Source organism: Micromonospora echinaurantiaca (genome assembly GCF_900090235.1).
GTDB lineage: Bacteria > Actinomycetota > Actinomycetes > Mycobacteriales > Micromonosporaceae > Micromonospora > Micromonospora echinaurantiaca.
Genome location: NZ_LT607750.1, coordinates 6,178,061 through 6,203,707, shown reverse-complemented (window position 1 = coordinate 6,203,707; position 25,647 = coordinate 6,178,061). Strand labels below are relative to the sequence as shown.

Below are 25,647 nucleotides of genomic sequence, written 5' to 3'. Positions count from 1 at the left end.
GCGTCCGCACCGCCGCCCCGGTCGGCAATCATGGGCCGGTGACCGTCGACGCCCAGCCGCGCGGGCTCGTCCTCGTGGTCGAGGACGAGCCGGCCATCGCCGACCTGGTCCGGCTCTACCTCAGCCGGGACGGGTTCGGCGTGCACCTGGAGCGGGACGGGGCGGCCGGGCTGGCCGCCGCCCGCCGGCTGCGCCCGGTGGCCTGCGTGCTCGACATCGCGCTGCCCGGCCTGACCGGCACCGAGGTCTGCCGGCGGCTGCGCGAGGCCGGCGACTGGACGCCGGTCATCTTCCTCACCGCCCGCGACGACGAGGTCGACCGGGTCGTCGGCCTGGAACTGGGCGCGGACGACTACGTCACCAAGCCGTTCAGCCCGCGCGAACTGGTCGCCCGGGTGCGGGCGGTGCTGCGCCGCACGGCCGGACCGCCCGAGGCGGACCGGCCCCGGGTGGTCGGCCAGGTCACCCTCGACCCGGTCCGCCGGACGGTGGCCGTCGCGGGCGCCCCGGTCCAGCTGACCACCACCGAGTTCGACCTGCTCGCCCACCTGATGGCCCGGCCCGGCCGGGTGTTCACCCGGGAGGAGCTGCTGGCCGCGGTCTGGGGCTACGCGGCGCACGCCGGCACCCGGACCGTCGACGTGCACGTGGCGCAGGTCCGGGCGAAGCTCGGCGGGGCCAGCGTGATCCGTACCCACCGGGGCGTGGGGTACGCCGCCGATGGCTGAGCCGACCCTCGCGCTGCCGGTGGTCGGCCCGCCGCCGGTCCCGCCGCGCCGCCGGTTCGGCCGTACGCTGACCGCCCGCGCGGTGCTGGTCACCTGTGCGGTCGCCCTGGTCTCGGTGCTGGTCACCGCGATCGTCGCGGTGCCGCTGGCGGTGCGCGGGGTCGAGCGGCGGGACCAGGAGGCGCTGGCCGCCCAGGCCCGGCTGGCCGCCGAGGTGCTGCGCCCCCGGCTGATGACCGGTCGCACCGCCGACGAGGAGCGGCTGCTGCGCCAGCTGCGTGTGCAGGGCATCGACGCGTACCTGATCCGGCGGGGCGCGCCGGACCGGGCTGGGCTGCCGCCCCGGGTGGTGCAGCGGATCGCCGAGGGGCGCAACGTCTCGACCCGCCGGCCGGTCGGCGGGCGCCGCACGCTGGTCGAGGGGCGCGCGCTGCCCGGCGGCAACGGGGTGGTGCTGACCCGCCGGGTCAGCGCCCCGTGGCGGCAGGTGCTGCCCAGCCTCTGGCTTCCACTGCTCGCCGGGCTCGGCGCCGGAGTGGTCGCCGGGTTGCTGCTGGCCCGCCTGCTGGCCCGGCCGGTCCGGCGGGCCGCCGAGGCCGCCGCGCGGCTGCGTGCCGGGGACCGGACGGTACGGGTGCCGGTGGAGCCGCCGGACGAGACGGCCGACCTGGCGTACGCGCTGAACGGGCTGGCCGCCGCGCTGGCCACCAGCGAGGGCCGGCAGCGGGAGTTCCTGCTCTCCGTCTCGCACGAGCTGCGCACCCCGCTGACCGCGATCCGCGGCTACGCCGAGGCGCTCGCCGACGGCGTGATTCCGCCAAACGACACGGCCGACACCGGGCGGACCCTGCTCGCCGAGGCGGAACACCTGGACCGCCTGGTCAGCGACCTGCTGGCGCTGGCCCGGCTGGAGGCGGCCGACTTTCCGCTGGAACCCGCGCCGGTCGATCTGACCCGGCTGGCCGCCGACGCGGAGCGGACCTGGGCCGGCCGCTGCGCCGCGGTCGGGGTCCCCTTCCGGGTGGAGATGCCGGACCGGCCGGTGCCCGCGTACACCGACCCGGGCCGGATCCGGCAGGTGGTCGACGGACTGCTGGAGAACGCGCTGCGGGTCGTACCGCCGGGGGCGCCGGTGGTGCTCGCGGTCCGCCCGGCGGGCGCGGACCCGGCCGCCGGCGGGGTGGTCGAGGTCCGCGACGGCGGGCCCGGCTTCACCGACGACGACCTGGCGGTGGCCTTCGAGCGCGGCGCGCTGCACCAGCGGTACCGCGGCGTGCGCAAGGTGGGCAGCGGGCTGGGGCTGGCGCTCGCCGCCGGCCTGGTCCGCCGGCTCGGCGGGGAGATCGTGGCGGGGCACGCCCCGGAGGGCGGGGCGGCCTTCACCGTCCGGTTGCCGCCGGATCCTTACCCGGCTCGAACATCGGCCTGACGCTCCGCTCGCCGACGCGCGGCAGGCTGGCAGCACCACGGACGAGAGGAAGACTCATGGCACGTTGGGGAATCGCCGCCACCACGCTGCTGGCGGCCGCCACGCTCGGCGTCACCGGCTGCGGCGCCGACCAGGTGGGCGGCCAGCCGGTCCGGGAGACCGCCGTCGAGGTCGCCGCCGCCATGGGCGCGGAGGGGCAGGCGCTCGCCGCGCTCGGCTTCGACGCCGGCGACCTGGAGGTGGACACCCTGGCCGCGCCCGCGTCGCCGTCCGCGACCGGGGACAAGCCGCGGCGCGAGCGCGGTGAGGAGTGGCGCGAGCGCCGCAAGGCCCGGGTGCTGCTGCGCCGCAACACCCTGCACGGCGAAGCCGTGGTGCAGACCAAGGACGGTACGAAGACGGTCGCCGTGCAGCGCGGCGAGGTGACCGCGATCGACGGCGACTCGATGACCGTGAAGTCCACCGACGGCTTCACCATGACCTGGACCTTCGGCGACAAGCTGCGGGTCGTCGAGCGGCGCACCACGATCCAGTCCACCGACATCGAGGTCGGCACCACCGTCGGCGTGGCCGGCGCCAAGGAGGGCGACAACGGGGTGGCCCGCCTGATCGTCGTGCCGGTCAAGCAGAAGTAGGTCCGCCGCCCGCCGCCCGCCGCCCCGGCCAGGGCCGCGCCCGTACAGCGAAAGAGTGGCCATTCCGCGCGGAATGGCCACTCTTTCGCTGTACGCGGATGAGTGGGAATCAGTACACCCGAGAGCCGATGAAGTCGTCGTGGCCGTAGCCGACCGGGTTGGCGAAGTTGCGGGACTCGAACGACCACTGCTGCCGGGTGCTCGTCGAGCAGGTGGCCAGCCGCAGCCGGGGGCTGCCCAGCCACGGGCTGTCGAACGCCAGGCAGAGGTTGGTGTTGCCGGCCACCTTGAGCTGGTTGCCGGCCAGCACGAACTTCTGGTTGGCGCCGCCGTGGCAGTCGTAGATGTTGACAGCGGTGCCGGCGCTCAGGGTGCCGCCGGCCACGTCCAGGCAGCGGTCGTGGGAGAGTTCGGAGTGCAGCGACTGCCGCGTCGGGTCGTACCAGAAGCCCTGGTTGCGACCACCGTGGCAGCCGTACGACTGCTGCGGGGTGCCGTTGCGCGAGTCGTAGCCCTTGCCGTCCACGCAGGTGCCGGTGGCGACGTTACGTAGCTGCTTGAACTCGAACAGCCCCGGGTAGAGCACGCCGCCGCCGGTGCTGGCCGGGTCGACGCAGGTGGCCCGCTGCTGGCCGGAATTCCAGAACTGGGTGATGCACTGGGCGAACATGCCGTGCCCCCGGTAGTTCGGGTGGAACGACTGCCGGGCCGCGTTCTCGTCCCAGATGCCGACCTCGATGTAGAGGCCGCGGACCGAGGTGTTGTCGGTGCACACCTCGTGCCCGTGGAAGAGCCGGCTGGCGTCCAGGTAGCGGGTGCCGGTGTTGGTGGCCGCCGCCCGGATGGCCGTCTCGAACAGCGGCACCGCCTTGTTCCGGGCGAACGCCGCGTCGGCCAGGTAGAGCAGGCAGCCGCCGGCGTACCAGCCGGGGAAGTTCGGGTTGTCCTCCACGTCCGGGCTGCCCGGGCTCGGGTACGACATGAGCACCAGCTCGTAGTCCGACCGCAGGTAACCGGCGTCGGTCATGGTCCGCCGGATGTCGGTGAGCGCGTCCTCGACCGCCCGCCGGCTGCCGTCGGTGCGGATCGTCCACTGGTCGGTGTACGTGGGGTAGCACGGGCCCTGGAAGAAGACCCGGCGGATGGTGCAGTCGGTGGCCACCGGGCCGAACTGGATAGTGCCGTCGCCGTTCGCGCCGACCACCACCCAGATCAGCTTGAGGTGCGTGTTCCGTGCCTTGATCGCCAGGTGGTCACCCTGGTTCAGCTCGTTGTGCTGGGTCGGCCCGCCCCGGATCAGGTTCCACGGGGTCGCCCCGGAGCAGGCGATGTTGTACTTCTCGTCGGCGGCGATGCCGGTGCGGAACACCGCCTGGTCGTACGAGCGGTCGCACCAGTTGCCGGGTTCGTGGGTGCCGGGGACGTAGTTGCCCACTCCCTCACCCGAGATCTCGCTGTCGCCCATGGTGATCAGCGCGGTGCGGCGCTGTTCGATCGGGCGGATGGCGGGTGTGCCGTAGAGCGCGGTGGCCTCGGCGGCACGGATCGCCTCCAGGTTCGCGGGGAGTGGCTGGATGGCCGGGCGGTCCGCCGCGGTGGCGGGCGTGGCCGGACCGGTGAGCATCGGCAGGACGAGAGCGGCGGCGAGAACGGCGGTGAGGGTCCGTCGTCGGGTCGCACGTTCGCGCCTGGCAGGGGAACCAAGCATCGACGCACTCCTTTCGCCTCGATCGTGGGGTGTCGATCGAGTTACCGGAAGGTAACGCGCGTGATGCAGGTATGTGAATACGTCTCAGAATCGTTGCGCGCGGTCTGCCGAACCGGGCTATCCCGGCAATCCGCCCCGCCTGCCGGCCGCTGGCGTCGCCCTGATCCTCGCGGCCGGGCTGGCCGGCGGGAACATTCCCGGTCAGCCGGCGGGCGGCAGCGCGTAGCCGACGTAGCCGCGGAACTCCAGCCGCCAGCCGGGCGGCACCAGCCGGCTGCAGGCCGGCCGGCTGCCCGTGCAGACGATCGCGTCCACCGACGCCGGGTCGGCCGGCGGGCGTTCCGGCAGCACCGACTGGAGCGCGACCAGGTCCGGCGGCCGGCCGTCCGGCTCGCGCAGCAGCAGCCACCAGGGGTACTCCCAGTTGTCGTTCTGCTGCACCAGGCCGATTCGACGGGCGTCGGCCGCGCGGACGGCCTCCGCCGCCCAGCGGAACTCCGCCGCCCACTGCGGGCGCCGCAGGAAGCGGGTCTCCCAGTCGCCGGTGGTGAAGACCGAACCGGTGCCGACCAGCCGGCGCGGGAAGCCGTACGACACCGCGAGCACCCCGGCCAGCGCGCTGGTCGCCAGCACGGTGACCGCGAGCCCCAGCGCCAGCGACCGCCGCCGGGCCGCACCGCCCCCCGGGTCGGCGGTGGCGCTCTCCGGCCCGGCCGTGGCGGCACCGGGCGCCGCGGTGGCAGTTCCGCCGTCGGCGGCGGCGGACCGGCGGCGGACCAGCGCGTCCAGCCAGACGCCGGCCAGCGGCACGGCCAGCACCAGCGCGTAGAGCAACAGCCGGTTGCCCCACGGCTGCCACTTGATCATCGCGGTGTGCAGCAGCACGGCGCTCACCACCACCGCCGCGTACGCGCGCAGCGTCCCGGACCGCTCCGGGCTCAGCCGGCCGGGCCGGGTCAGCGCGAACCCCGCCCCGAGCAGCGCCAGCGCGCCGGCCAGCGGGAAGGCCACCCGATCCTCGTCCGGATACCAGGACGGCACCGGGAAGGTCTCCCGCCCGAACGTGGTGGCCCGGTCCTGCGGGTCCACCCCGATCAGCCCGGCCACGCCGACGATCGCCTCCGCGCCGGCCCGGCGCAGCGGCGCCAGCGGCGTGTCGAACGCGGTGTGCCCGATCCGCAGCGCGTTGACCAGGATGGACCCGGGATCGTGCCGCTCCATCGGGATGGACTCGCGCAGCCGGGGCGGCCCGAGCGGGTGACCGAACTCGACGGTCACCCGGGCCAGGAACGGGCCGACCACCGCCGCGGCGACGGTGAGGATCAGCAGCGACCCGGCCACCGTACGAGCCGTGCCGCCCACCCGGGCCGCGGGCCGGTCGAGGTACGCCAGGCGCAACTGGGCGAGGCCCCAGAGCACCAGCAGCGGACCGACCGCGATCAGCCCGCTGGTCTTGGTCACCGCGGTCAACCCGGTGGCCGCGCCCAGCCCGAGCAGGGTGCCCGGCCCGGTCCGCCGGTGCAGCCCGTCCAGCGCCAGGGTGGCCGCGCAGGCCACCCAGGCGGCACAGACCAGGTCGGTCTGCGTGCTGGTCGCCTGCAGCGCCACCATCGGCGTGGTGGCCAGCACGAACGCGGTGAGCAGTTGAGCCCGCCGGCCACCGCCGAGCTGGGCGGTGATCCGGCTGCCGACCAGCAGACAACCCACCATGGCCGCCCACTGCACCAGGTTGTGCAGCGCGTCCCCGCCGGTGAACAGGCGCAGGTGCAGCAGCAGGTACTCGGCCCCCGGCGGGATGGTCACCTGCCGGTGGATCGCGGTGGGCCAGAAGTCCAGGTCGCCCTGCGCCACCCAGTGCTCCACCTTGGGCAGGTGGTAGGTCTGCGAGTCGAAGTTGTTCGGCTCGGCCAGCAGCGCGACCAGCAGCTCGACCAGGACCAGCCCGCCCACCGTGCCGGCGAGCAGCCGCTCGCCCCGACCCGCCGTACGCCACCACTTGCCCAGCCGGGCCGCCCAGCCGGCGCGGGCCGGTCCCCCGGAGCCGCCCACGGCGGCCGGGCGGGTCGACCCGGGCCCGGCGGTGGGCGGCGGGCCGGCGGCGATCGCCCGCGCCGGCTCGGCGGCCCCCACTCCGACCAGTGCATGCGGCCGGGCGGCGGCGACCGGGCCGGCCGGGCCCGCGTCCCGACGGCGGCGCCAGCTCGCGGCCGCGCCCGCGGCGGCCAGGAAGAGCAGCCAGGCGACCGCGAACGCGGGCCGGGTGAGCAGCCGCAGCGCGCCGAGCAGCTCCACCGTGAGCACCGCGTAGGCGCCGGTCACCAGGGCGGCCCGGACGACGGCCAACCGCAGCGGCGCCACGGTGCCCGGCGCGGCCGGTCGCAGCGTGACGGTCAGCAGAAGAAGCGCGGCGACGGGCGCCAGGGCGAGCGGGTAGCCGGCTGCCGACATGGCCGGAAGTAAACACCATCGGCCGCCCGTCGTGGTGGCCGACGCCCACGGTGGCGGCCACCACCGCGCTGACCTGCCAGGCTAGGCTAGGCCCGACATATTGTCGCCACCGTGGAGATTCCCGTGAAGCTCTCGATCCTCATGCCGGTCTACAACGAGGAAGAACGCATCGCGGATGCCCTGAAGCAGGCATTGGCGGTCGATTACCCGTGCGAGATCGAGCTGGTCGTGGTCGACGACGGCAGTCGGGACGGCACCGGTGAGATCCTCGGCCGCGCCGACGACGCGCGGCTGCGGGTCGTCACCCACCCACGTAACGCGGGCAAGGGCGCGGCCATCAAGACGGCGGTGGACAACGCCGAGGGCGACTACATGGTGATCCTGGACGCGGATCTGGAGTACGACCCGCAGGACATCCCCAAGCTGCTCGACCCGGTGCTCGACGGTCGGGCGACGGTGGTCTACGGCAATCGCACCTTCGGCAGCCACAGCGCCTACAGCTTCTGGTACGTGATGGGCAACAAGGGCGTCACGATGGCGGCGAACGTGTTGTTCAACTCCTACATCGGCGACCTGGAGACCTGTTTCAAGTTGATGCCGGTGGCGCTCTACCGCTCGCTCGACATCCGCTCCCGGGGCTTCGGGATGGAGGCCGAGGTGACCGGCAAGCTGCTGCGCCGCCGGATCCGGCCGTACGAGGTGCCGATCAGCTACCGGGCCCGGGGCCGCGAGGAGGGCAAGAAGATCACCTGGAAGGACGGGGTCGAGGCGCTCTGGATCCTCGGCCGCGAGCGCACCCGCCGCCGCCCCGCCGGCACCCCGCCCCGCTGACTTCCCGGCCCGCCCCCTCGGGCGGGGCGCTCCGGGTGGCCGCTCAGCGGCCGGCCGGCGTGAGCGCCGGCGCCAGGAACTCGCTCACCGAGCGGCGCAGCCCCGCCGCATCCAGCCCGTGCCAGCGGGTGTGGTCCTCGGCCGAGCCGTAGCGGCGCAGCTCCTGCCGAGCCACCCCGAGCGTCAGCAGCCGGTGCGGCCGGTCGGCCAGCGCCGCCGACACCACCCGGGCCGACGTCCCGGCCAGGTAGGGCTCGACCAGGATCACCTCGGTGCCGGCCAGCGCCCGCAGCCCCGCGACGTCGAACGGCCGGGGTCGGTGGGTGTAGGCCACCGAGACCCCCAGGTCCGCCACCGCGGCGAGCGCGGCGTCCAGCACCGGCCCGACCGCTACCAGCAGCGGCGCGCCGGGGCCGGCGTCCCGGACCAGGTCGAGCGTGCCGTCGCCGGGGCGCGGCCGGTCGTTGTGCAGCGTGGAGAGGCGCAGGTACGCCGAGCCCTCGGCGGCCACCGCGGCCCGCAGCAGTGCCGGCACCTCGCCCGGGTGCCCGGGAACGTGCACGGTCCAGTCGTGCAGCGTGTCGATCAGCGACACGTCGGCCGGGGCGAGGTGGGTGCGCCCGGCGGCCGCCCGGTCGTACGACGCGCCGACGCTGACCAGCACGGCGCTCGCCCCCTGGTGGTCCAGGTCCAGCTTGAGCTGCTCGTACGCCCGCTCGACGAGGAACGGCGCGTAGCTGTGCACGATCGCCCGCAGCCCGGTCAGCGCGAGCCCGCCGGCCACGCCGACCATCAGTTGTTCCCGGATCCCGACGTTGAGCACCCGGTCCGGGTGCCGCCGGGCGGCCGGGGCGAACGCGGCGGCGGAGATGTCGGCGAGCACCAGCGCGGTACGCGGATCCTCGGCCAGCAGCGCGGTGGTGGTGTCGACGAAGCTGTCCCGCATGGTCACTCCCCGGAGTCGACGACCGCGACGACGACGTGCGGCCGGTGGTTGTCCTGCCCGGTCAGGGCGGTGTGCAGGGCGTCGTGGTCGCGTCCGTCGACGGTGGCGGCGGTCCAGCCGTTCACGGTGAACCGGGCCGCCGCGCCGCCCGGCCACCCGTGGGTGGCCGAGGAGTTGTCCACCACGACGGCGGTCAGGTTCGCCAGCCCGGTCGCCCCGGCGTACGCGATCGCCTCGTGGTTGGAGCCCTCGTCCAGTTCCGCGTCGCCGAGCAGCACGTAGACCCGGGGCGTGAGCAGGCCCTGGGCGCGCAGCCCGAGCGCGGTGCCCACGCCGAGCCCGAGGCCGTGACCGAGCGAACCGGAGCCGATCTCCACGCCGGGCACCAGCAGCCGGTCCGGATGGTCGCCGAGCCGGCTGGCCGGCCCGCCCTGGTCGTCGAGCCAGTCGAGCGGGACGAAGCCCTTGGCGGCGAGCACCGCGTAGTAACCGGCCACGGCGTGGCCCTTGGAGAGCAGGAAGCGGTCCCGTTCCGGGTCGTCGACGGTGGCCGGGGTGATCCGGAGGATCCGGTCGTAGAGCACCCAGAGCACGTCGACGGTGGAGTAGACGTTGGCGCCGAACTCCCGGCCGGCCCGGATCCGGTCGAGCAGCGGCGCCACCGGCGCGGGGAGCCGTGGCCCGGGCGGGGCGCCGGCCCGGCCCGTACTGGCGGTCATCGTGGTCATGCGGATAGCCTGCAAGTTGAAGTGGACTTCAACTCAAGGCGACGTGATGCACGAGTCTCTGACCATCGGCCAGCTCTCCGACCGCAGCGGGGTGGCGCCCTCGGCGTTGCGCTACTACGAGCGGCTCGGGCTGATCCGGGCCGAACGCACCGGCGGCAACCAGCGCCGATACGCCCGCGGCGAGCTGCGCCGGGTGGCCTTCATCCGGATCTCCCAGCAGGTCGGCATCTCGCTGGACGAGATCCGGGCCGCGCTGGAGTCGCTGCCCGCCTCGCGTACGCCCACCGCTGACGACTGGTCGCGGCTCTCCATCGTCTGGCGGGAGCGGCTGGACGAGAAGATCCGGCTGCTGACCAAGCTCCGCGACGACCTGGACAGCTGCATCGGCTGCGGCTGCCTGTCGTTGCAGCGCTGCACCCTCAGCAACCCCAGCGACGCCCTGGCCGGTGAGGGCCCGGGCCCGCGCCTGATGCTGCCCCGCCCGGCCGCCGACCCGGCCCCGGCCTGATCCTGCCCCCGCCCGGCGGCCGATCCGGCCCGCGGGTTCAGTGCCGGACGCCCGGATCGCCTGCTCCAGCCCGGGTGGCGCCGGACAAGCCGCCGCGCGTCATCCCGTGGTGAGCAGGACCTTGCCCACGTGCTCGCTGGTCTCGCAGAGCTGGTGCGCCTCGGCGGCCCGGCTCATCGGCAGCCGGCGGTCCACGATCGGCCGGATCCGGCCCGCCTCGATCAGCGGCCAGACCTGTTCGCGGACCCCGCGGACGATCTCCGCCTTCTCCGCGACCGGCCGGGACCGCAGCGCCGTCGCCGCCACCGTGCCCCGCTTGGCCAGCAACGCGCCGAGGTCCAGTTCGCCCTTGCGCCCGCCCTGCATGCCGATCACCACCAGCCGGCCGCCGGTGGCCAGCGCCGCCACGTTCCGGCCCAGGTAGGAGGCGCCCATGATGTCGAGGATGACGTCCGCGCCCCGGCCCTCGGTGACCCGCCGGACCTCCTCGACGAAGTCCTGCTCCCGGTAGTCCACGGTGTGCGCGGCGCCCAGCTCGCGCAGCACCCGGTGCTTGGTCTTCCGGGCGGTGGCCACCACGGTGGCACCCAGCGCCGCCCCGAGCTGGATGGCGAAGGTGCCGATCCCGCTGCCGCCGCCGTGCACCAACAGCGTCTCGCCCGCGCCGAGCCCGGCCAGCCGCACCACGTTCGACCAGACCGTGCAGGCCACCTCGGGCAGCGCGGCGGCGTCGACCGGGTCGACCCCGGCCGGCACCGGCAGCAGCTGGCCGGCCGGCACGGCGACCCGCTCCGCGTACCCGCCGCCGGCCAGCAGGGCGCAGACCTCCTGGCCGACCCGCCACCCGGTCACGTCGGGACCGAGCGCGCCGATCACCCCGGCGCACTCCAGCCCCGGGTACGCGGACGCGCCCGGCGGCGGTGGGTAGTGCCCCTGCCGTTGCAGCAGGTCCGCCCGGTTGACCGCGCTGGCCCGCACGTCCACCACCACCTCGCCCGGGCCGGGCTCGGGGTCGGGAACCTCGCTCCAGACCAGTGCCTCGGGTCCACCGGGTTCCGGGATCGTGATCGCGCGCATGTGTCGTGTCTACCCCACCCGACCGTCGGTCCACGCCCGGGCCAGGATCTCGTCCACCGTCTGCTCCGGGGTCTGCGCCGAGGTGTCCAGCCAGAGCCCGATCCGAGGCGTCCGCGTCCGCAGGTCGGCGTCGAGGTCGGCGACCGGCCAGTCCCCGTACCCCTGCTTGGGGCGGTCCCGCTCGCGGGCGGCGACCACCTCCGGCCGGGGCGCGAGCACCACGACGGCCAGCGGCCGGTGCCGGATCCGGTCGACCATGGCCGGCAGGTCGGCGCCGATCACGATGTCCTGGAGCACCACGGTGAAGCCGGCGGCGGCGTAGCGGTCGGCCGCCGCGGCGGCCAGGTCGTAGCGCAGCCGCAACTGCCGGTACGCCTCGTCGGACGGCTCGGCGGTCATCTCCGCCCGGCCGCTGACCACCATCCGACGGAAGACGTCGCCGCGCAGGTGCACCGCGCGGGGCAGCCGGCGGGCCAGGCCCTCGGCCACAGTGGACTTGCCGGCGGCCATGATTCCGGTGATCAGCACGACGGTCGGGCTCTGCCACACGGCGTCGATCATCCCAGTCCGGCTGGCGTGCCCGCTCGCCCGGACGGCAGCCGTGGCAGACTAGGCACGGCCGCGCACCCCGTCGGGTCCGTGGCCCAGGAGGGTTCGCCTAGTGGCCGATGGCGCTGGTCTTGAAAACCGGTAAGGGCAGCGATGTCCTTCGTGGGTTCGAATCCCACACCCTCCGCTGCCAACGTCCCCTGACCAGCGCGTATCGCCGGTCAGGGGGCGTGTCCATGACCGGGTCTCACCGCGTCCCGCTCGGGATCTAGCATGATCGTCACTGTGCGCTACCTGATCCCTCACCCCGACGCGGTGGCCGAGCTCGGCGACCTGGACGTCGCGCTGTACGACGGCACCCAAGCCGTGCCCGACAAGCTGGACGACGTCGAGTTCTACGCGGTTCCGTACGGGATTGTCGACCCGCGCTTCTGCGAGCCGATCGCCCGGATGCCCCGGCTCAAGGTGGTGCAGACCGTGACCGCCGGCTACGACCATGTCCTGCCGTACCTGCGGCCCGGCCTGACGCTGGCCAACGGCCGGGGCGTGCACGACGCGGCCACCGCCGAGCTGGCCGTGGCCCTCACCCTCGCCGCCCGGCGCCGGCTGCCGGACTTCGTCCGGGCGCAGGGCGAGGGCCGCTGGGCCTCGGGGTGGTCGGCCGGGCTGGCCGACGCCCGGGTGCTGATCGTCGGGTACGGCTCGATCGGCGCCGCGATCGAGCGCCGACTCGCCGGGTTCGAGGTGGAGATCAGCCGGGTGGCGCGGAGCGCCCGCCCCGGCGTACGGCCGGTCATCGACCTTCCGGAGCTGCTGCCACGAGCGGACGTCGTCATCCTGGCGACGCCGCTGACCCCGGAGACCGAGGGCCTGGTGGACAAGGACTTCCTCGCTCGGATGGCCGACGGCGCCCTGCTGGTGAACGTGGCACGGGGGCGGGTGGTGGACACCGGTGCGCTGCTCGCCGAGCTGCGCGCGGGCCGGCTGCACGCCGCCCTGGACGTCACCGAACCCGAGCCGCTGCCCGCCGACCACCCGCTCTGGTCCGCGCCGAACCTCCTGATCAGCCCGCACGTCGGCGGCCTGACCGCCGCGTTGGCGCCCCGGGCCCGCCGGCTGCTCGTCGACCAGGTCCGGCGGTACGCGGCGGGCGAGCCGCTCGCGAACGTCGTCGTCGGACCGTAGCCCCCGGTCCCCCGAGGCCGCGCCCCTGGGCAGCGCGAACGGGGGTATGTGCCGTCCCGCCTGCGCCGGACCGTCCCGGCGGTCGGGCTGGGGGTGCCGGTCAGAGCGGCGGGCCGCCGAAGCCGATCTCGTTCCCGTCCGGATCGACGTAGATGGCCTTCCGGACGCCGTTGGCGTACGTCTCCCGCTTGGCCGGCTTGATGCCCCGCTCGGCCGTCTCGGCCAGCAGGGCGTCGAGGTCGTCGACGAACACGGTGTGCATGGCGTGCCCGGCCCGGTCGGGGTGCTGTTCGATGTACACCCACCGGTGTTCGGCGAGCCCCCACACCGCCTCGTGGTCATTGGGGACGAAGGCGGGCGGGGAACCGAACAGCCGCTCGTACCAGGCCAGCGCGGCGGCGTAGTCGGTGACGGGTATCCCGGCGAACAGGTCGAGGGCCATGCGGCGAGGGTAACGGCTCATGGACCAGGGCAGATGCCTGGCGAGCCGTCAGCCCTCGTCCGCCGCCGCCGGCCGCCGCCCCCCGTCCGTCGGACCGCTGGGCCGTCCGTCGTCTGCCTGCCCGCTGCGGTGTCCACCGCTCGCCGGTCCGGTGTGGGGTCCACCGCTCGCCGGCGCTGTCGGCCGTACGTCCTCCGCGGGCTGCCGAGGGCGATCCGGTCCGGCGAGCCGCCGTTCCTGCTCGCGGACCTTCTCCTCGGCGAGCCGCCGCACCGCGCGCCCGCGCTCGGCGCGCAGCGCCGCCTCGTCGGGGCGGCGGACCGCGGCGACGAGGGCCTTGCAGAAGTCACGCCAGATGGAAGTCAAGGGGTGGTCCTCCCGAGGAGGATTGTTCCCCGGCAACAGTCCCACCCGGACCGGCGGATCGGCCGGACAACGGGAGCTTCCGGTCGATAGTCGGGCGACGGCGAGGTAAGAAAGGGCAGGAAACCGTTCACCGGAAGGACCCGTTCGATGACTTTGGAACGACCGATCGCCCCGGACCCGTACGAGCTGCTGCCGACCGTCTCGTCGTTCACCGTCACCAGTGACGACGTGCAGAACGGCGAGCCGATGGACGCCACCTTCGCGCACGGCAGCGTCGGGGGCGACAACCTCTCGCCGCAGCTCGCCTGGTCCGGCTTTCCGGCGGAGACCCGGGGCTTCGTGGTGACCTGCTTCGACCCGGACGCGCCGACCGGCAGCGGGTTCTGGCACTGGGTGCTGGTCAACCTGCCGGCCGACGTGACGTCGCTGCCGCGCGGGGTCGCCGAGGCCGACCTCGGCGGCGCGTTCACCGTACGCAACGACTACGGCGAGCGGGGCTACGGCGGGGCCGCGCCGCCGGCGGGCGACCGCCCGCACCGCTACGTCTTCGCGGTGCACGCGCTCGACGTCGACCGCCTCGACCTGGCCCCCGACGCCTCCCCCGCCTACGTCGGCTTCAACCTCACCTTCCACACCCTCGCCCGCGCCGTAACCCGCCCCACCTACCAGGTCAAGCAGTAACCCCTGGCCCCGACCCCAGCGTTGATCATGAGGTTGGCGGCGGTCGAGGAGATCGACATCGCCGTCAACCTCATGATCAACGGGTCGGGTTCGGGTGGGCGGGGGGTGGGGGGTGGGTTAGGCGGGGACGCGGGCCACGGCGAAGACGGACTGGCCGAAGGGTGGGCGGACCAGTTGCTCGGCGGCCTTGGTGGCGGGCAGCACGAGGGTGTCGTAGACCTTCACCATCGGGCCCTCCTTCGGCATCAGCCGGAAGACCTTGGTGGCCATGAAGTAGCCGATCAGGCCGAGCGCGTTCGCGTAGTGGATCGTCTCGACCTCGAGACCGGCCTCGGTCATCGCCCCGGCCAGCGTCTTCTTGGTGTAGCGCCGGACGTGGCCGGTGGCGATGTCCGCTGGGCTCATCGCGAACTGGAACGCGGGCACGATGATGATCACCGCGCCGCCGGGGCGGACCAGGTCGCGCATGCTGCGCAGCGCGCCCACGTGGTCCTCGATGTGCTCCAGCACGTTGTACGACACGGCCGAGCTGTAGTCGCCCCGCTCGGAATGCGGCAGGAGCATCTGCCGGACCTCGATGGTCGGCTGCTCGGCGAGGCGCTCCTTGAGCGAGACCAGCCGGTCCGGGTCGGCCTCGGTGGCGGTGAACCGGGGTAGCCGGGTGGCCCACTCCAGGGCGTAGTCGCCCAGGCCGCTGCCGATCTCGATCGGGTTGTCACCGAGGTACGGCAGGGCCAGCTCGACGAACCAGCGACGGTGATTGACGGCGGTCGCGAGGCCCTCCAGGACCTCGGACTGGACGCGCTGATCCCCGGTGATTTCTGCCATGCGTCGATTCCTCACGATATGACTCGACCCGCGCCTGAACCGACAGAGTGAATCATCCGCGCAGGGGGCGGATGAATCGGGGCACCGTGGTGGCCGAAATATGGTCGGGGGTCGGACGCGTGATCGCCGGGCGGCGAACCCGGCACATGGTAGTGCAGTACCCCGAAACATGTCACGGTGCCACCTTCTCGTGACTACGCTCCGAATTGTCATGACTACTCCCGAATCGGACCTCCCCGCCGGCGAACCCTCGCCCGGGGCGCCGGAGGGCGGGCCCGACCGGGGCGTACGCCTCCGCAAGGGGTGGTGGATCGATCTGGCGGCGGTGCTGAGCTTCGTCGCGCTCGCGTTCTGGATCACCGCGCGGCTCTGGCTCGACCCGCGTCAGGGCATCCGGGACAACCCGTCGGATCAGGCGCAGTTCGAGTGGATGATGGCGCACGGCGCGCGGGTCGTGACCGATTTTGCCTATCCGTTCTTCTCCGATCGGATGAACGTCCCGGACGGCGTAAATTTGATGGCAAATACGTCGGTATTATCCGTTTCATTGCCAATGACACCGGTCACCGTCCTGATCGGCCCGCGCGCCGCATTCCTGCTCTTCCTCACCGTTGGCATGATCGCCACGGCCACCGCCTGGTACTTCGTCCTCTCCCGGGTGCTCGTCGGCGCCCGCGGGCCGGCCTGGCTGGGCGCCGCCTTCTGCGCGTACGCGCCGGCGATGGTGTCGCACGCCAACGCCCACCCGAACATCGTGTCCCAGTTCGTCGTCCCGCTGATCGTCTGGCGCACCGTACGGCTGGCCGAGCCCGGCCGCTGGCTGCGCAACGGCCTGCTGCTCGCGCTGGTGATCGTCTGGCAGTCCTTCCTCAACCTCGAGATCCTGCTGATGACCGCGATCGGCCTGGGCGTGGTGGTCGCCGCGCTCGCCCTCGGCCGGCCCGCCCTGCGCCGGAGCGCCCGTCCCTTCCTCGCCGGGCTGGGTGTGGCCGCCGCGGCCAGTGCGGTGGTCCTGGCTTACCCGCTCTACGTGCAGCTCTTCGGTCCGGGCGCCTATGCGGGGCTGTCCCGGCTGATCCGGGGCTACTCCACCGACCTGGTGTCGTTCGTCGCCTTCTCCCGGGAGTCGCTGGCCGGCGACGAGCGCAGCGCGGCCGGGCTGGCCCGGAACCCGACCGAGGAGAACGCCTTCTTCGGCTGGCCGCTGGCGGTGCTGGTGGTGGCGCTGGTCTGGTGGCTGCGGCGCAACGTGGTGGTGCTCGGCCTGGCCGCGCTGGGACTCCTCTTCGGCCTGCTCTCGCTCGGTCGGGAGATCCGCTTCAACGGCCGGGAGACCGGCATCCCGGGCCCGTGGGCGGCGCTGGAGAACCTGCCGATCCTGCACTCGGTGGTGCCGACCCGGTGGTCGCTGGCGCTCACCCCGGTGATCGGGTTGCTGCTCGCGTACGGCGCGGAGTGCGTCCGTACGCTCGCCGCCCGGTTCCCGACCGCCCGGCCGCAGCTCCGGTTCGCCACCGCCACCGTGCTGACCATGGCCCTGCTCCCGCTGCTGCCCACCCCGCTGCCGGCGGAACGGCTCGACGCGGTGCCCGCCTTCGTCACCTCCGGGGCGTGGCGGCCCTACGTGGCCGGCGGCCGGAGCGTGGTGACGCTGCCGCTGCCGGACAGCGACTACGCCGAACCGCTGCGCTGGTCCGCGATGACCCGGCTGGAGATGCCGATCGCGCGGGGCTACTTCCTCGGACCGGACACCCGCCCGGACAGCGCGGAGCGCGGAGCTGCCCTGTTCACCGCCCCACCCCGGCCGACCAGCAGCTTCTTCGCCGTCATCCAGAGCACCGGCGCGGTGCCGCCGATCACCCCGCAGGCGCGGGTGGACGCGGTCGACGACCTGCGGTACTGGCGGGCCGGCGTGGTGATCCTCGGCCCGCACCCGCAGTCCGTCGCGCTGCGCCGGGGGATGATCGAGCTGACCGGGATCCGGCCGGCGCGCATTGGCGGGGTCTGGGCCTGGGACGTGCGCGCGCTCACCGACTGACCACCCGCGTGGCGCCGGTGGTCGGGGTCAGGACTGGCGGACGCAGCAGCCCTGGCAGATCTTCGGCTTCGGCAGGGTGAAGGCCAGGCAGCAGGTGCGCCGCTGCACCGTCGGCTCGCCCGCCGGGCCGGGCACCAGCTCCACCAGGTCGTGCAGGTCGAGCGCGGTGAGCAGGGTGTCGATGGTCTCGACGGAGGAGCCGGGCAGCCCGTCGGCGGCCCGCAGGATGCCGTGCGCGATGCCGGAGGCCACCGACCCGAGCAGGGTCCGGGTGCCGATCCGCACCTCGGCCTGGATCGCCTCGATCATCGGGGCCAGGTGGGCGTCGAGCAGGGAGGCGCGCAGCGCGCCGAGCAGCTCCGCCTCGCCGGCCATCACCCGCACCTCGGGCAGGCCGGAGACCGCCAGCGGATCGCCGGGCAGCACCGCGACGGTGGTCGAGCGGCGCAGGCCCAGGGTGAGCAGCGGGCGGTGGTCCTCGAAGTGGATCAGCACGTCGGCCGGGTCGAACAGCGGCACCCGGCGGGCGGACGCCCAGCCGAGCACCACCGGCAGCGCGGTCCAGTAGCTGTACGACTTCCAGGCCAGCGCGGCGCAGGCGTGCGGGGTGCCGCCCCAGCGCAGCGTGGCGGCGTGCAGGAACTCGGACAGCCGGCTGCCGTCGACCAGGGTGGTGGCCGGGCTCCAGCCGTACTCGTCGGTGACCAGCAGGCCGGGCATCAGGCCGGGCACGTCGTCGGTGCCGAACATGGCCCGCAGGGTGGCGGTGACCGGCGCGAGCGGTGCGGTGGCGACCTGGCGCCCCGGCATCACCGCTGTCATCCGAATCGTCTCCCGTCCGAAGCGCCCCTGCTGAGCTAAGGCTAGCCTAACCACGCCTCGGACGCTAAGGGAAGCCTCACCTGGGTCGGCGGGGGAGGCCCCGGTCACTCCGGTCGGCGTCGGCCTACTACCCGACGGTCCGGACGAAAAACGCCGCCGAAGCCGGCGGCGAGCGCACAGTATCGACAGGCGTCGCTGAAGAGTCAAGCCTCGTGTCGGCAAGGTGGCAGTTTCGTATCTGCCTGGCCACGGAACGTGAAACTGATACTCCCGGCCACGAGGAAGCTGATGACGACCTCACCGCTCGATCGGGCTGCCGACTCCTTCGCCGCCGAACTCGCGCGGCAGCGAACCGGGCGGGGGCTGTCCAAGAAACAGCTCGCCACCCTGATGGGGTTCGACCCGTCCTACGTCAGCCACGTCGAAGGGCGCCGGCACCGGCCCACCGAGGACTTCGCACGCCGCGCGGAGGCGGTGCTGGAGGCCAGCGGCGCGATCTGGCAGCGCTTCCGGGAGTACGACGAACTCCGCCACGCGCGCGCCGAGAAGGGCCACCGGGATCCCCCGCTGCCCGGCCAGTGGCTGCCACCGGGCACCGGCCTGGTGGTCGAGCGGGAACTGGCCACCCTCACCCACACCGACGACGGCTACCGCTGCGTCATCCGCCGGGAGCTCTACAACGCCGGCACCGAACCGGTCACCCGGTACCTGGTCCGGGTCGCCGTCGACCGCTACCCGAACGACCCCGGCCGGTCCAACCGGCACCACCGGGAACACCCGCTCACCTTCGCCGAGCTGCAGCTGCGGGCGTACCGGGAGGACGGCGGCGAGCGCGAGGCGATGCACTGGCGGGCCAAGCACGACCGGGACGCCTTCAAGGAGATCTGGCTGCTCTTCGAGAACGCCGAACGGCGGTTCCCGCTCTACCCCGGCGACCGGGCCACCATCGAGTACGCGTACCACGTCGGGCAGGACAAGTGGGGCCCCTGGTTCCAGCGGGCGGTCCGGCTGCCCACCCGGCACCTCGCCGTACGCCTGGACCTGCCGGCGGGCCTCGACCCGCAGGTCTGGGGCGTGGAGACCTCGCTCTCGGCGGAGGAGGGCCCGCTGCGGACCCCGGTGACCCGGCACGACGCCGGCGACCGGGCGCTGTTCGACTGGGCCACCGACGACCCGCCGCTGAACGCCCGCTACCGGATGCAGTGGCGGTTCCGCGGCCGCCCGGAGCCCGAGCCGAACGGGGGCCGGATCCGGCCCAGCGACCGGATGCGTGGCATCGGCATCGTGCAACGCGGCGCCGACCTGCTCCGCCAGCCGGCCCGCCCGTTCGACCTGCCCCGCGACGAGCGGGTGGCCCGCGGCGTGGTCGACCGGCTCTGCTCGGTGCTGGTCCGGCTGGACGAGCTGCACCCGTTCAGCAAGGGGGTCGGCATCGCCGCGCCGCAGCTCGGCATCGGCTCGGCCGCCGCGGTGGTCCGGCCGCCGGACCGCACCGCCGAGCCGGTCGTGCTGATCAACCCCCGGGTGGTCGACGCCGCCCCGGACGCCGACGAGCAGTACGAGGGCTGCCTCTCCTTCTTCGACCACCGTGGCCTGGTGCCCCGGTCGCTGCGGATCGACGTGGAGCACGCCCAGTACGACGGCAGCCGGATCATCACCTCGTTCGAGTTCGGCATGGCCCGCCTCGTCGCGCACGAGATCGACCACCTGGAGGGGCGGCTCTACGTCGACCGGATGGCACCCGGCGTGCCGCTGGTGCCGGTCGAGGAGTACCGGGAGACCGGGCACCCCTGGCGCTACTGACGCGGCGACCACGCCCGCCAGGGTGGGAAAGGACGGCCGGGCGGGCGTGGTCGGGCGGGCGGTGCCGGTCCGCCCGATCGGGGGGCCGGGGCGCGTGCCCCAGGGGGCAGGGGCACGCGCCCCGGCATGGGGGGAGAAATGTCCTAGATGCTGCCGAAGGTGTCGTACCGGGTGCGCTCCGGCGGGACGTCGTCGGCGGCGAGCACCCGCAGGGTGGCCCGGACCATCGGGGCGGAGCCGGAGACGTAGCAGTCGTGCGTGGTCCACGGGCCGTACCGACTGACCACCTCGGAGACGTCGCCCAGCTCGCCGTCGAAGTCCGGGTCCTCGCTGCACGCCGGGGTGACCGACAGCCAGGGGTGCTGGGCGACCAGTTCCCGCAGCCCGGCCAGCCCGTACAGGTCGGCCTCGGTACGCGCGCCGTAGAAGACGTGCACCCAGCGGGCCCGGTTGTAGCTGGCCAGCTCCTCCACCAGCGCCTTGATCGGGGCTAGGCCGACCCCGCCGGCGACGCAGAGGATGTCCCGGTCCGACGAGCGGTCCAGCGTCATCGAGCCCATCGGAGCGGCCACCCGGATCAAATCGCCCGGCTTGACCCGGCGGACCAGCGCACCGGAGACCCAACCGGCGCCCGGCGTACGGACGTGGAACTCCAGCACGTTGTCGTCGTTCGGGGCGTTCGCCACCGAGTAGGTCCGCCACACCCGGGGGAGATGGCGGGGCACCTCGACGCTGACGTACTGGCCGGCCTTCCAGGGCAGCGGGTGCTGCAGGGCCCGGCAGGTCAGCACGGCGGTGTCCGAGCCGTGCCGCTGGTGGGTCAGCACCTCGGCGTGCCAGTACGGCGGGTTCTCGTCCGCCGCCGCGCCGGCCAGCATCTTCTCCGAGATGGCCGCGTACGCGTCGCGCCACGCCTGGTCGTACTCCAGGTTCCAGCCGTCGCCGGCGGTGCTGCGCAGCGCGTCCAGCAGCGCGACGCCCATGGTCGCGTAGTGCGCGGCGTCGACGTGGAACTTCCGGTGGTCCCGGCCGAGCGCCCGCAGGTACTCGTCGAAGCTCTCCGGGTCGCCGACCGTCTGGCTCGCGGTGACGATCGCCTCCAGGATGCGGTCGCCCTGCCCGGTCATCTGGACCGGGAAGAGGTTCCGCAGCCCCGGGTCGAGCAGGAAGAGGCGAGCGTAGAAGTGGTCGCTCAGCCGCTCCCGGTGCTCCTCGACCAGGGTCCAGCTCTCCTTCAGCAGCCGCGCGAAGTCGTCCACCGGGCGCGCTCCTTGACCTGTCGGGCGGATCGGGCACGCACAGCATGACCACGCAGCGTGCCCGCCGGTCGCACAGAATGTGCGATCAGCTCACGAGGGCCGCTCAGGCGAGTGTCGCCGGCGGTCGCGGTCGGGCAGAGTGGTGCGGTGACTGTTGAGCTCACCCGCCCGGTGTCCCGCCGCACCCTGGGCACGGAGGCGCTGCTGGTGCTCGGGCTCTCGCTCGGGCAGTCCGCCGTCTACGCGCTGGTGTCGATCATCGCGAAGCTGACCGCCGAGGGGCCGCTGTCGAAGCAGACCGCCGCGCTGAACACCTCGGTGTCACCCCGGCCCTGGCTGGACCTGACGTACCAGCTGCTCGGCATCGTCTTCGCGCTGCTGCCGGTGCTGCTCGCCGTACACCTGATCGCCCGTGACCCCGGCGACCCGGCCCGCACCCTCGGCCTGGACGCCCGGCAGCCCGGGCCGGACCTGGCCCGCGGCGCCGGGCTGGCGGCGCTGATCGGGCTGCCCGGGCTGGCGCTGTTCTGGGTCGCCGCGCAGCTCGGCGTGAACGCCACGCTGGTCCCCGCCGCGCTGCCGGAGATCTGGTGGACGGTGCCCGTGCTGATCCTCGCCGCTGTGCAGAACGCCGTGCTGGAGGAGGTGATCGTGGTCGGCTACCTGGTCACCCGGCTGCGCCAGCTGGCCTGGCGGACCGGCGCGATCATCGCGACCAGCGCCCTGCTGCGCGGCTCCTACCACCTCTACCAGGGCTTCGGCGCGTTCGTCGGCAACGTGGTGATGGGCGTGGTGTTCAGCCTCTTCTACCTGCGCACCCGCCGGGTGATGCCGCTGATCGTGGCGCACGCGCTGCTCGACATCGTGGCCTTCGTCGGTTACGCCCTGCTGCCCAAGGGCTGGTTCTCCTGGCTGTGACCGGCTGCCGGCGGGCTCGCCCGGTGCTGTGCTCGACTCTGGATGCGGCAGCACGTGGCATCGGCCGCGGCAGAGACCGCGACGTGCCGCACCTCGCGTGGATCTCCTACCGCGACCGCGCTGGCCGGTAGCGGGTGACGGCCCGGGCGGCCAGCCGGGCGGCGGCCGCCGAGTCGCCGGCCGCCGCGGCGAGCACCGCCGCGCCGGGCAGCACCCGGGACGCCAGCCGCAGCACCAGCCAGCCGCCCGCCTGCGCGGCGAGCGGCGCGGCCAGCCGCCACGCCGCCTCCACCGCCCGCGACCAGGGCTCGTCGCCCGGCCCATCCGCCGCCCGGGCCGCGGCCAGCGCCGTCCGGGCGCTCTCCGCGTCCGGGTGCACCTGGGTCAGCACCAGCAGCTCCGCGGCCCGGTCCGGATGGGCCGGATCCCGGCCGTACGCCGCCGCCAGGTGCAGCACCAGGTTCGCCTGGGTCCAGAGCACCGCCGCCAGCTCGGCGAGGGGGGCGAAGGCGCCGGCCAGCGCGGCGGTCGCCCCGCCCGCCCCGGCCTGCCGGACGAACCGCCGGGTGGCGAGCCGGGCCAGGCCGTCCGGCGAGGCATCCGGGTACGCCGACCGCAGCCGGTCGGCCCAGTCGCGGGCGCGCGGCCCGATCGCCTCCACGGCGGCGAGGGCGAGCAACTCCGGCGCGAAGCCCGGATGCTCGACCAGCCGGGCGAGGGCGGCGCGCAGCTCCGGCGTACGCGCCGGCGGCTCGGCCTCCCGGATCTCGGTCGGTTGCAGCGCTCCGGCCTGCTCCGGTGCCGGTTGCTCCGGGGTGGCCGTGGGGGCGGCCTTCCTCTTCGCGGCGGTGGCCTTCTTCGCCGGTGCCGCCTTCTTCGTGGCGGCCGGCGTGGTCGCTGCCCGAGCCGGGGTGGACGCCGGCTCCGCCGGGGCGGAGGTTTGCTGCGCGGGGGTGGCCGCCGGCTCGGCCGGGGCGGGGGTTTGCTGCGCGGGAGTGGTCGGCGGCTCCGCTGGGGCGGGCGTTTGCTGCGTGGGAGTGGTCGCTGGCTCGGCCGGGGCCGTCCTCGTGACCGGGGTGGTCCGCTTGGCCGGTGCCGCCTTCTTGCTGGCGCCGGTCTTCGTCGCTCGGGCCGGCTTCGCGGGAGCGTCCCCGGCCGGGGACGCCTTGCGCGGGGCGGCCGCCTTCCGGGTGGCGGCCTTGCGCGCCTCGGATGGCCGCGCCCTGGCTGGATCTTTCCGGCTCGGGACGACGGTGACCGCCTCCACGCCCACCGGATTGGTCCTGGCCTCGTCCGTCTCGGCGCGGCCGGTCCCGGTGTCCGCCTCGGGCTGGTCGGCCGTGCCTGGGTCTGCTGCGGCCGGGGTGGTCGCCGCCGGCGTCGAATCGGACCGAGCGGCGGCAGGGGTCGCCGCTGACCCGGGCTGGGCGCGGCGAGGGGCCGGCTTCACAATCGATGATTCGGGCTTGGCGGAGGCGGGGGCCGCCGCCGTCGGTGCTGATCCGGACCCGGGGGCGGCGGGGGCCGGACCCGCCGGCTCCTCGCCGGGCCGGTCCTCCGTGGCTCCCGGCGAGATGGTGTGGTTCGGATCACTGCCGCTGTCTGACTGGTCAGTCCGGCGGCGTGCCGACCCGGTGGCCGCCTTCGTCTGGCGGGGCAGCGGACGGTCCGGCTCGGGCGGCTGGAAGAGCACCGTCGGAGCCGCCTTCACCCGGCGCGGACGCGGCGCCCCGTCTTCCGCCCGGTCCGCCGGATCCGGCGTCGCCGGCAGCGGCGGCGGGGTGAAGGTGGCCTTCGGAGAGCGCCGCCGCGCTCCCTCAGCAGGCTCTCGGCGGTTCGGCTCGCTGGGCGGCTGCTCCTGCATATCGATGGAGCCTAGTCCCGATCGGGCCGTCGCACAGCGCCGGAGCGCAGCCACCCCGGCAGACCTCGCGGAGGCGGTCCGGTAGTCGCTTTGCTCCCGATGGGTCTGGGCCTGTATCCTCGGGCCCGGTGGTCTGCGGGCCACCTGGGAGACTTCGCCTAGTCTGGTCTATGGCGCCGCACTGCTAATGCGGTTGGGGTCTTAAAGCCCCTCCCGGGTTCGAATCCCGGAGTCTCCGCGCGAAAGCCGGGTGTGTAGACTGGCCGAGCACCTGCGCCCGTAGCTCAACGGATAGAGCATCTGACTACGGATCAGAAGGTTAGGGGTTCGAGTCCCTTCGGGCGCGCAAGAGATCAAGGGCCGGTTTCCTGTCACGGGAGACCGGCCCTTGATCGTTGTGACCCCCACGGCTGACCCCTACGCCTACGCGTCGAACAGGAAGCCGAGCCGATCCGCCGCGTCCTGCTGCACGCGCCGCGTTGCCTCCACGTAGATCGACTTGGTGACGATCGGGGAGCTGTGACCGAGCACGTCCTGAATGCGTTCGAGCGGCACGCCCTGGTCGTAAAGCAGAGTCGCGCACGAGTGGCGCAGGTCATGAACCCGAATGCGACGAACGCCTGCCCGCTCGCATAGCTGGTCGAAATGCCGATTGACATTGCGGGGCTCAATCGGCGTGCCGATCTTTGTCGTGAACAGAAGGCCATGCTCCTGCCAGCGATCACCGGCAGCCTCCCGCTCCGTCCGCTGCAACGCCCGATGACCACGCAGCACGTCGACCAGCCCAGCAGGTAAGGCCACAGCCCGCTCGGACCCGTCCGTCTTCACCGGGCCGAACCGGAGTTGTCCGCCTGTGCGCTGCAACGACTGCCGAACGCGCAGCACGTTATCGACCAGGTCCACGTCGACCCACCGCAGCGCCAACGCCTCACCGCGGCGAACCCCCAGCGCCAGGGCAACTGAGTACAGCGCATACCACCGGTCATCCCGCGCAGCCTTCAGAAACCGCTTTGCCTCGTCAGCCGTCCACGGCGTGAACTTCGGCCGGTAGCGGTGCGAGATCCGCAGCGCCTTCGCCGGATTACTCGCCAGCAGCTCCTCCGTCACCGCATCTTGAAGCGCAGCCCGCAGGAGCCGATGGGCGTAGCGGATCGAGCCATCGGACAGGACCGCCTCACAACACTGCCGAGGCGACTTGGCGCAGCATCTCGCCTGGCGCCCACGTTCGACGCGCTTTGCGTCCTTCCCCAGGGCGCAGCACTGGCACACGCTCTTGAGCCGGGCCAGGAAGGTACGCACGTCGGATGGCCGCAGGCGACCCAGCTTCTTGGCCCCTAGATACGGCACCACGTACGTGCGAGCAAGCCACTGGTAGCTGGCGAGGGTCGAGGGCCGCACCCGCTCAGCCGCGATCTCCGTGAGCCAGTAGGTCAGGTACTCCCCGACCGTCGCACCCGTTGCCGGAAGGCGGACACCCGCAAGCGCATCAGACTTGAGCTTGACCAGCGCCGCATGCGCCTCATCCCAGGTCGCGCCGTAGATGCTCTTGCGGATTTCCCGCCCGTCCGTGGTGAACACCCAGACGCGCGCCTCGTAACGCCCGTCCTTCCGTTGCCGAATGTTCCCCTCGCCATTGCGGCGAACGCGACGACCCCCACCGTTCGGAGCAGTCATCAGGCTGCCTCCTCAAGCTGCCGTGCGATATACGCCTGAACCGACGACGCGGTAATTCGCCGGCACCGCTGGCCGACGAGCAGCGACGTCACCTGACGCTCTTTCGCGAGCCGAAACACCGTCCACCGCGACACCCGTAGAAGCCGGGCCGCCTCATCCATCGTCAGCAGTTCCTCCACA

General features: G+C 73.6%; 24 protein-coding genes and 3 tRNA genes. 13 read left to right on the top strand and 14 right to left on the bottom strand.

The genetic code is table 11. The annotated features are described in order from the left end of the window. The first annotated feature begins 38 nt into the window (after window positions 1-38). Genes GA0070609_RS28065 through GA0070609_RS28055 form a run of 3 tightly spaced genes read left to right on the top strand, consistent with a single transcriptional unit; the run spans window position 39 to window position 2,792 of the window. Window positions 39-728: a response regulator transcription factor gene (locus tag GA0070609_RS28065; protein WP_088996569.1), complete on the top strand. Its 690-nt coding sequence runs from the start codon at window positions 39-41 to the stop codon at window positions 726-728. Then, entirely contained in the window at window positions 721-2,157 is a 1,437-nt protein-coding gene (locus tag GA0070609_RS28060) for a sensor histidine kinase (protein ID WP_088996568.1), read from the top strand. Before GA0070609_RS28065 ends, GA0070609_RS28060 begins: the two co-directional genes overlap by 8 nt. 56 nt (window positions 2,158-2,213) lie before the next feature. Beyond that, on the top strand, window positions 2,214-2,792 hold the full coding sequence (locus GA0070609_RS28055) for a hypothetical protein (RefSeq protein WP_088996567.1): 579 nt from the start codon (window positions 2,214-2,216) through the stop codon (window positions 2,790-2,792). A gap of 109 nt (window positions 2,793-2,901) precedes the next feature. Here the strand turns inward: GA0070609_RS28055 and GA0070609_RS28050 are convergent, their stop codons facing one another. Further along, window positions 2,902-4,416, bottom strand: a complete 1,515-nt coding sequence (locus GA0070609_RS28050) for a ricin-type beta-trefoil lectin domain protein (RefSeq protein ID WP_231928438.1) — start codon at window positions 4,414-4,416, stop codon at window positions 2,902-2,904. Window positions 4,417-4,701: 285 nt separating this feature from the next. After that, window positions 4,702-6,948, bottom strand: coding sequence for a hypothetical protein (locus tag GA0070609_RS28045; RefSeq protein WP_088996565.1), 2,247 nt, complete (start codon window positions 6,946-6,948; stop codon window positions 4,702-4,704). A 123-nt stretch (window positions 6,949-7,071) separates the two neighbouring features. Between GA0070609_RS28045 and GA0070609_RS28040 the strand changes: the two genes are divergently transcribed. Then, complete coding sequence (locus tag GA0070609_RS28040; protein WP_088996564.1) at window positions 7,072-7,779, top strand: glycosyltransferase family 2 protein; 708 nt, start codon at window positions 7,072-7,074, stop codon at window positions 7,777-7,779. 43 nt (window positions 7,780-7,822) lie between these two features. Here GA0070609_RS28040 and GA0070609_RS28035 read toward each other — a convergent pair whose 3' ends face one another. Together GA0070609_RS28035 and GA0070609_RS28030 are read right to left on the bottom strand one after the other, a co-directional pair. Then, entirely contained in the window at window positions 7,823-8,725 is a 903-nt protein-coding gene (locus tag GA0070609_RS28035; RefSeq protein ID WP_088996563.1) for a transketolase family protein, read from the bottom strand. Between the two features lie 2 nt (window positions 8,726-8,727). Then, window positions 8,728-9,453 carry a transketolase gene (locus GA0070609_RS28030; protein ID WP_088996562.1) on the bottom strand — a complete coding sequence of 242 codons (726 nt, stop codon included), beginning with the start codon at window positions 9,451-9,453 and terminating at the stop codon, window positions 8,728-8,730. Between the two features lie 46 nt (window positions 9,454-9,499). Here GA0070609_RS28030 and soxR point away from each other — a divergent pair, with 46 nt between their 5' ends. Next, window positions 9,500-9,961 carry a redox-sensitive transcriptional activator SoxR gene (soxR, locus tag GA0070609_RS28025; protein ID WP_088998012.1) on the top strand — a complete coding sequence of 154 codons (462 nt, stop codon included), beginning with the start codon at window positions 9,500-9,502 and terminating at the stop codon, window positions 9,959-9,961. A gap of 99 nt (window positions 9,962-10,060) precedes the next feature. On the opposite strand, the gene GA0070609_RS28020 is transcribed toward soxR, so the two are convergent. Next, window positions 10,061-11,038, bottom strand: coding sequence for an NAD(P)H-quinone oxidoreductase (locus GA0070609_RS28020; RefSeq protein ID WP_088996561.1), 978 nt, complete (start codon window positions 11,036-11,038; stop codon window positions 10,061-10,063). 9 nt (window positions 11,039-11,047) lie between these two features. Then, window positions 11,048-11,599, bottom strand: a complete 552-nt coding sequence (locus GA0070609_RS28015) for an AAA family ATPase (RefSeq protein WP_088996560.1) — start codon at window positions 11,597-11,599, stop codon at window positions 11,048-11,050. An 86-nt stretch (window positions 11,600-11,685) separates the two neighbouring features. Here GA0070609_RS28015 and GA0070609_RS28010 point away from each other — a divergent pair. Together GA0070609_RS28010 and GA0070609_RS28005 are read left to right on the top strand one after the other, a co-directional pair. After that, window positions 11,686-11,774: transfer RNA gene (locus tag GA0070609_RS28010), tRNA-Ser, on the top strand. 98 nt (window positions 11,775-11,872) lie between these two features. After that, complete coding sequence (locus GA0070609_RS28005; RefSeq protein ID WP_408630683.1) at window positions 11,873-12,772, top strand: 2-hydroxyacid dehydrogenase; 900 nt, start codon at window positions 11,873-11,875, stop codon at window positions 12,770-12,772. Between the two features lie 100 nt (window positions 12,773-12,872). Here GA0070609_RS28005 and GA0070609_RS28000 read toward each other — a convergent pair whose 3' ends face one another. Both GA0070609_RS28000 and GA0070609_RS27995 read right to left on the bottom strand, forming a co-directional pair. Then, window positions 12,873-13,214, bottom strand: a complete 342-nt coding sequence (locus tag GA0070609_RS28000) for a VOC family protein (protein WP_088996558.1) — start codon at window positions 13,212-13,214, stop codon at window positions 12,873-12,875. 48 nt (window positions 13,215-13,262) lie between these two features. Beyond that, window positions 13,263-13,580 carry a hypothetical protein gene (locus GA0070609_RS27995; protein ID WP_088996557.1) on the bottom strand — a complete coding sequence of 106 codons (318 nt, stop codon included), beginning with the start codon at window positions 13,578-13,580 and terminating at the stop codon, window positions 13,263-13,265. 147 nt (window positions 13,581-13,727) lie between these two features. On the opposite strand from GA0070609_RS27995, the gene GA0070609_RS27990 reads away from it, so the two are divergent. Then, the gene (locus GA0070609_RS27990) at window positions 13,728-14,261 is read left to right on the top strand and encodes a YbhB/YbcL family Raf kinase inhibitor-like protein (RefSeq protein ID WP_088996556.1); all 534 of its coding nucleotides are present in this window, start codon (window positions 13,728-13,730) and stop codon (window positions 14,259-14,261) included. A gap of 117 nt (window positions 14,262-14,378) precedes the next feature. Here GA0070609_RS27990 and GA0070609_RS27985 read toward each other — a convergent pair whose 3' ends face one another. Further along, on the bottom strand, window positions 14,379-15,089 hold the full coding sequence (locus GA0070609_RS27985) for a class I SAM-dependent methyltransferase (protein ID WP_088996555.1): 711 nt from the start codon (window positions 15,087-15,089) through the stop codon (window positions 14,379-14,381). Window positions 15,090-15,300: 211 nt separating this feature from the next. Here GA0070609_RS27985 and GA0070609_RS27980 point away from each other — a divergent pair, with 211 nt between their 5' ends. Beyond that, window positions 15,301-17,127, top strand: a complete 1,827-nt coding sequence (locus tag GA0070609_RS27980; RefSeq protein WP_088996554.1) for a hypothetical protein — start codon at window positions 15,301-15,303, stop codon at window positions 17,125-17,127. A gap of 27 nt (window positions 17,128-17,154) precedes the next feature. On the opposite strand, the gene GA0070609_RS27975 is transcribed toward GA0070609_RS27980, so the two are convergent. After that, a complete protein-coding gene (locus tag GA0070609_RS27975; protein WP_088996553.1) occupies window positions 17,155-17,937 on the bottom strand; it encodes an IucA/IucC family C-terminal-domain containing protein in 783 nt (260 codons plus the stop codon). A 300-nt stretch (window positions 17,938-18,237) separates the two neighbouring features. Here GA0070609_RS27975 and GA0070609_RS27970 point away from each other — a divergent pair, with 300 nt between their 5' ends. Continuing rightward, window positions 18,238-19,752 carry a peptide deformylase gene (locus tag GA0070609_RS27970; protein ID WP_088996552.1) on the top strand — a complete coding sequence of 505 codons (1,515 nt, stop codon included), beginning with the start codon at window positions 18,238-18,240 and terminating at the stop codon, window positions 19,750-19,752. 143 nt (window positions 19,753-19,895) lie between these two features. On the opposite strand, the gene GA0070609_RS27965 is transcribed toward GA0070609_RS27970, so the two are convergent. Continuing rightward, window positions 19,896-21,011, bottom strand: a complete 1,116-nt coding sequence (locus tag GA0070609_RS27965; RefSeq protein WP_088996551.1) for a globin domain-containing protein — start codon at window positions 21,009-21,011, stop codon at window positions 19,896-19,898. A 147-nt stretch (window positions 21,012-21,158) separates the two neighbouring features. On the opposite strand from GA0070609_RS27965, the gene GA0070609_RS27960 reads away from it, so the two are divergent. Further along, window positions 21,159-21,929, top strand: a complete 771-nt coding sequence (locus GA0070609_RS27960) for a CPBP family intramembrane glutamic endopeptidase (RefSeq protein ID WP_088998011.1) — start codon at window positions 21,159-21,161, stop codon at window positions 21,927-21,929. Between the two features lie 106 nt (window positions 21,930-22,035). Here GA0070609_RS27960 and GA0070609_RS27955 read toward each other — a convergent pair whose 3' ends face one another. After that, window positions 22,036-23,202: a hypothetical protein gene (locus GA0070609_RS27955; RefSeq protein ID WP_231928437.1), complete on the bottom strand. Its 1,167-nt coding sequence runs from the start codon at window positions 23,200-23,202 to the stop codon at window positions 22,036-22,038. Between the two features lie 738 nt (window positions 23,203-23,940). Here GA0070609_RS27955 and GA0070609_RS27950 point away from each other — a divergent pair. Continuing rightward, window positions 23,941-24,031: transfer RNA gene (locus GA0070609_RS27950), tRNA-Ser, on the top strand. Between the two features lie 35 nt (window positions 24,032-24,066). After that, window positions 24,067-24,139: transfer RNA gene (locus GA0070609_RS27945), tRNA-Arg, on the top strand. A 77-nt stretch (window positions 24,140-24,216) separates the two neighbouring features. On the opposite strand, the gene GA0070609_RS27940 is transcribed toward GA0070609_RS27945, so the two are convergent. Continuing rightward, a complete protein-coding gene (locus GA0070609_RS27940) occupies window positions 24,217-25,467 on the bottom strand; it encodes a tyrosine-type recombinase/integrase (protein WP_088996550.1) in 1,251 nt (416 codons plus the stop codon). Beyond that, complete coding sequence (locus tag GA0070609_RS27935) at window positions 25,467-25,646, bottom strand: helix-turn-helix transcriptional regulator (RefSeq protein WP_197700194.1); 180 nt, start codon at window positions 25,644-25,646, stop codon at window positions 25,467-25,469. The genes GA0070609_RS27940 and GA0070609_RS27935 overlap by 1 nt, the downstream gene beginning before the upstream one ends. Window position 25,647: the final 1 nt, after the last annotated feature.

Excerpts from the sequence above, each read along its gene's own strand:
- GA0070609_RS28055 (WP_088996567.1), top strand. The coding sequence starts at position 2,214 with ATGGCACGTTGGGGAATCGCCGCCACCACGCTGCTGGCGGCCGCCACG.
- GA0070609_RS28015 (WP_088996560.1), bottom strand. The coding sequence starts at position 11,599 with ATGATCGACGCCGTGTGGCAGAGCCCGACCGTCGTGCTGATCACCGGA.
- soxR (WP_088998012.1), top strand. The coding sequence starts at position 9,500 with ATGCACGAGTCTCTGACCATCGGCCAGCTCTCCGACCGCAGCGGGGTG.
- GA0070609_RS27970 (WP_088996552.1), top strand. The coding sequence starts at position 18,238 with ATGACGACCTCACCGCTCGATCGGGCTGCCGACTCCTTCGCCGCCGAA.
- GA0070609_RS28035 (WP_088996563.1), bottom strand. The coding sequence starts at position 8,725 with ATGCGGGACAGCTTCGTCGACACCACCACCGCGCTGCTGGCCGAGGAT.
- GA0070609_RS27975 (WP_088996553.1), bottom strand. The coding sequence starts at position 17,937 with ATGCCGGGGCGCCAGGTCGCCACCGCACCGCTCGCGCCGGTCACCGCC.
- GA0070609_RS27940 (WP_088996550.1), bottom strand. The coding sequence starts at position 25,467 with ATGACTGCTCCGAACGGTGGGGGTCGTCGCGTTCGCCGCAATGGCGAG.
- GA0070609_RS27990 (WP_088996556.1), top strand. The coding sequence starts at position 13,728 with ATGACTTTGGAACGACCGATCGCCCCGGACCCGTACGAGCTGCTGCCG.
- GA0070609_RS28000 (WP_088996558.1), bottom strand. The coding sequence starts at position 13,214 with ATGGCCCTCGACCTGTTCGCCGGGATACCCGTCACCGACTACGCCGCC.
- GA0070609_RS28020 (WP_088996561.1), bottom strand. The coding sequence starts at position 11,038 with ATGCGCGCGATCACGATCCCGGAACCCGGTGGACCCGAGGCACTGGTC.
- GA0070609_RS27980 (WP_088996554.1), top strand. The coding sequence starts at position 15,301 with ATGACTACTCCCGAATCGGACCTCCCCGCCGGCGAACCCTCGCCCGGG.
- GA0070609_RS28030 (WP_088996562.1), bottom strand. The coding sequence starts at position 9,453 with ATGACCACGATGACCGCCAGTACGGGCCGGGCCGGCGCCCCGCCCGGG.
- GA0070609_RS28050 (WP_231928438.1), bottom strand. The coding sequence starts at position 4,416 with ATGCTCACCGGTCCGGCCACGCCCGCCACCGCGGCGGACCGCCCGGCC.
- GA0070609_RS28060 (WP_088996568.1), top strand. The coding sequence starts at position 721 with ATGGCTGAGCCGACCCTCGCGCTGCCGGTGGTCGGCCCGCCGCCGGTC.
- GA0070609_RS27985 (WP_088996555.1), bottom strand. The coding sequence starts at position 15,089 with ATGGCAGAAATCACCGGGGATCAGCGCGTCCAGTCCGAGGTCCTGGAG.
- GA0070609_RS28045 (WP_088996565.1), bottom strand. The coding sequence starts at position 6,948 with ATGTCGGCAGCCGGCTACCCGCTCGCCCTGGCGCCCGTCGCCGCGCTT.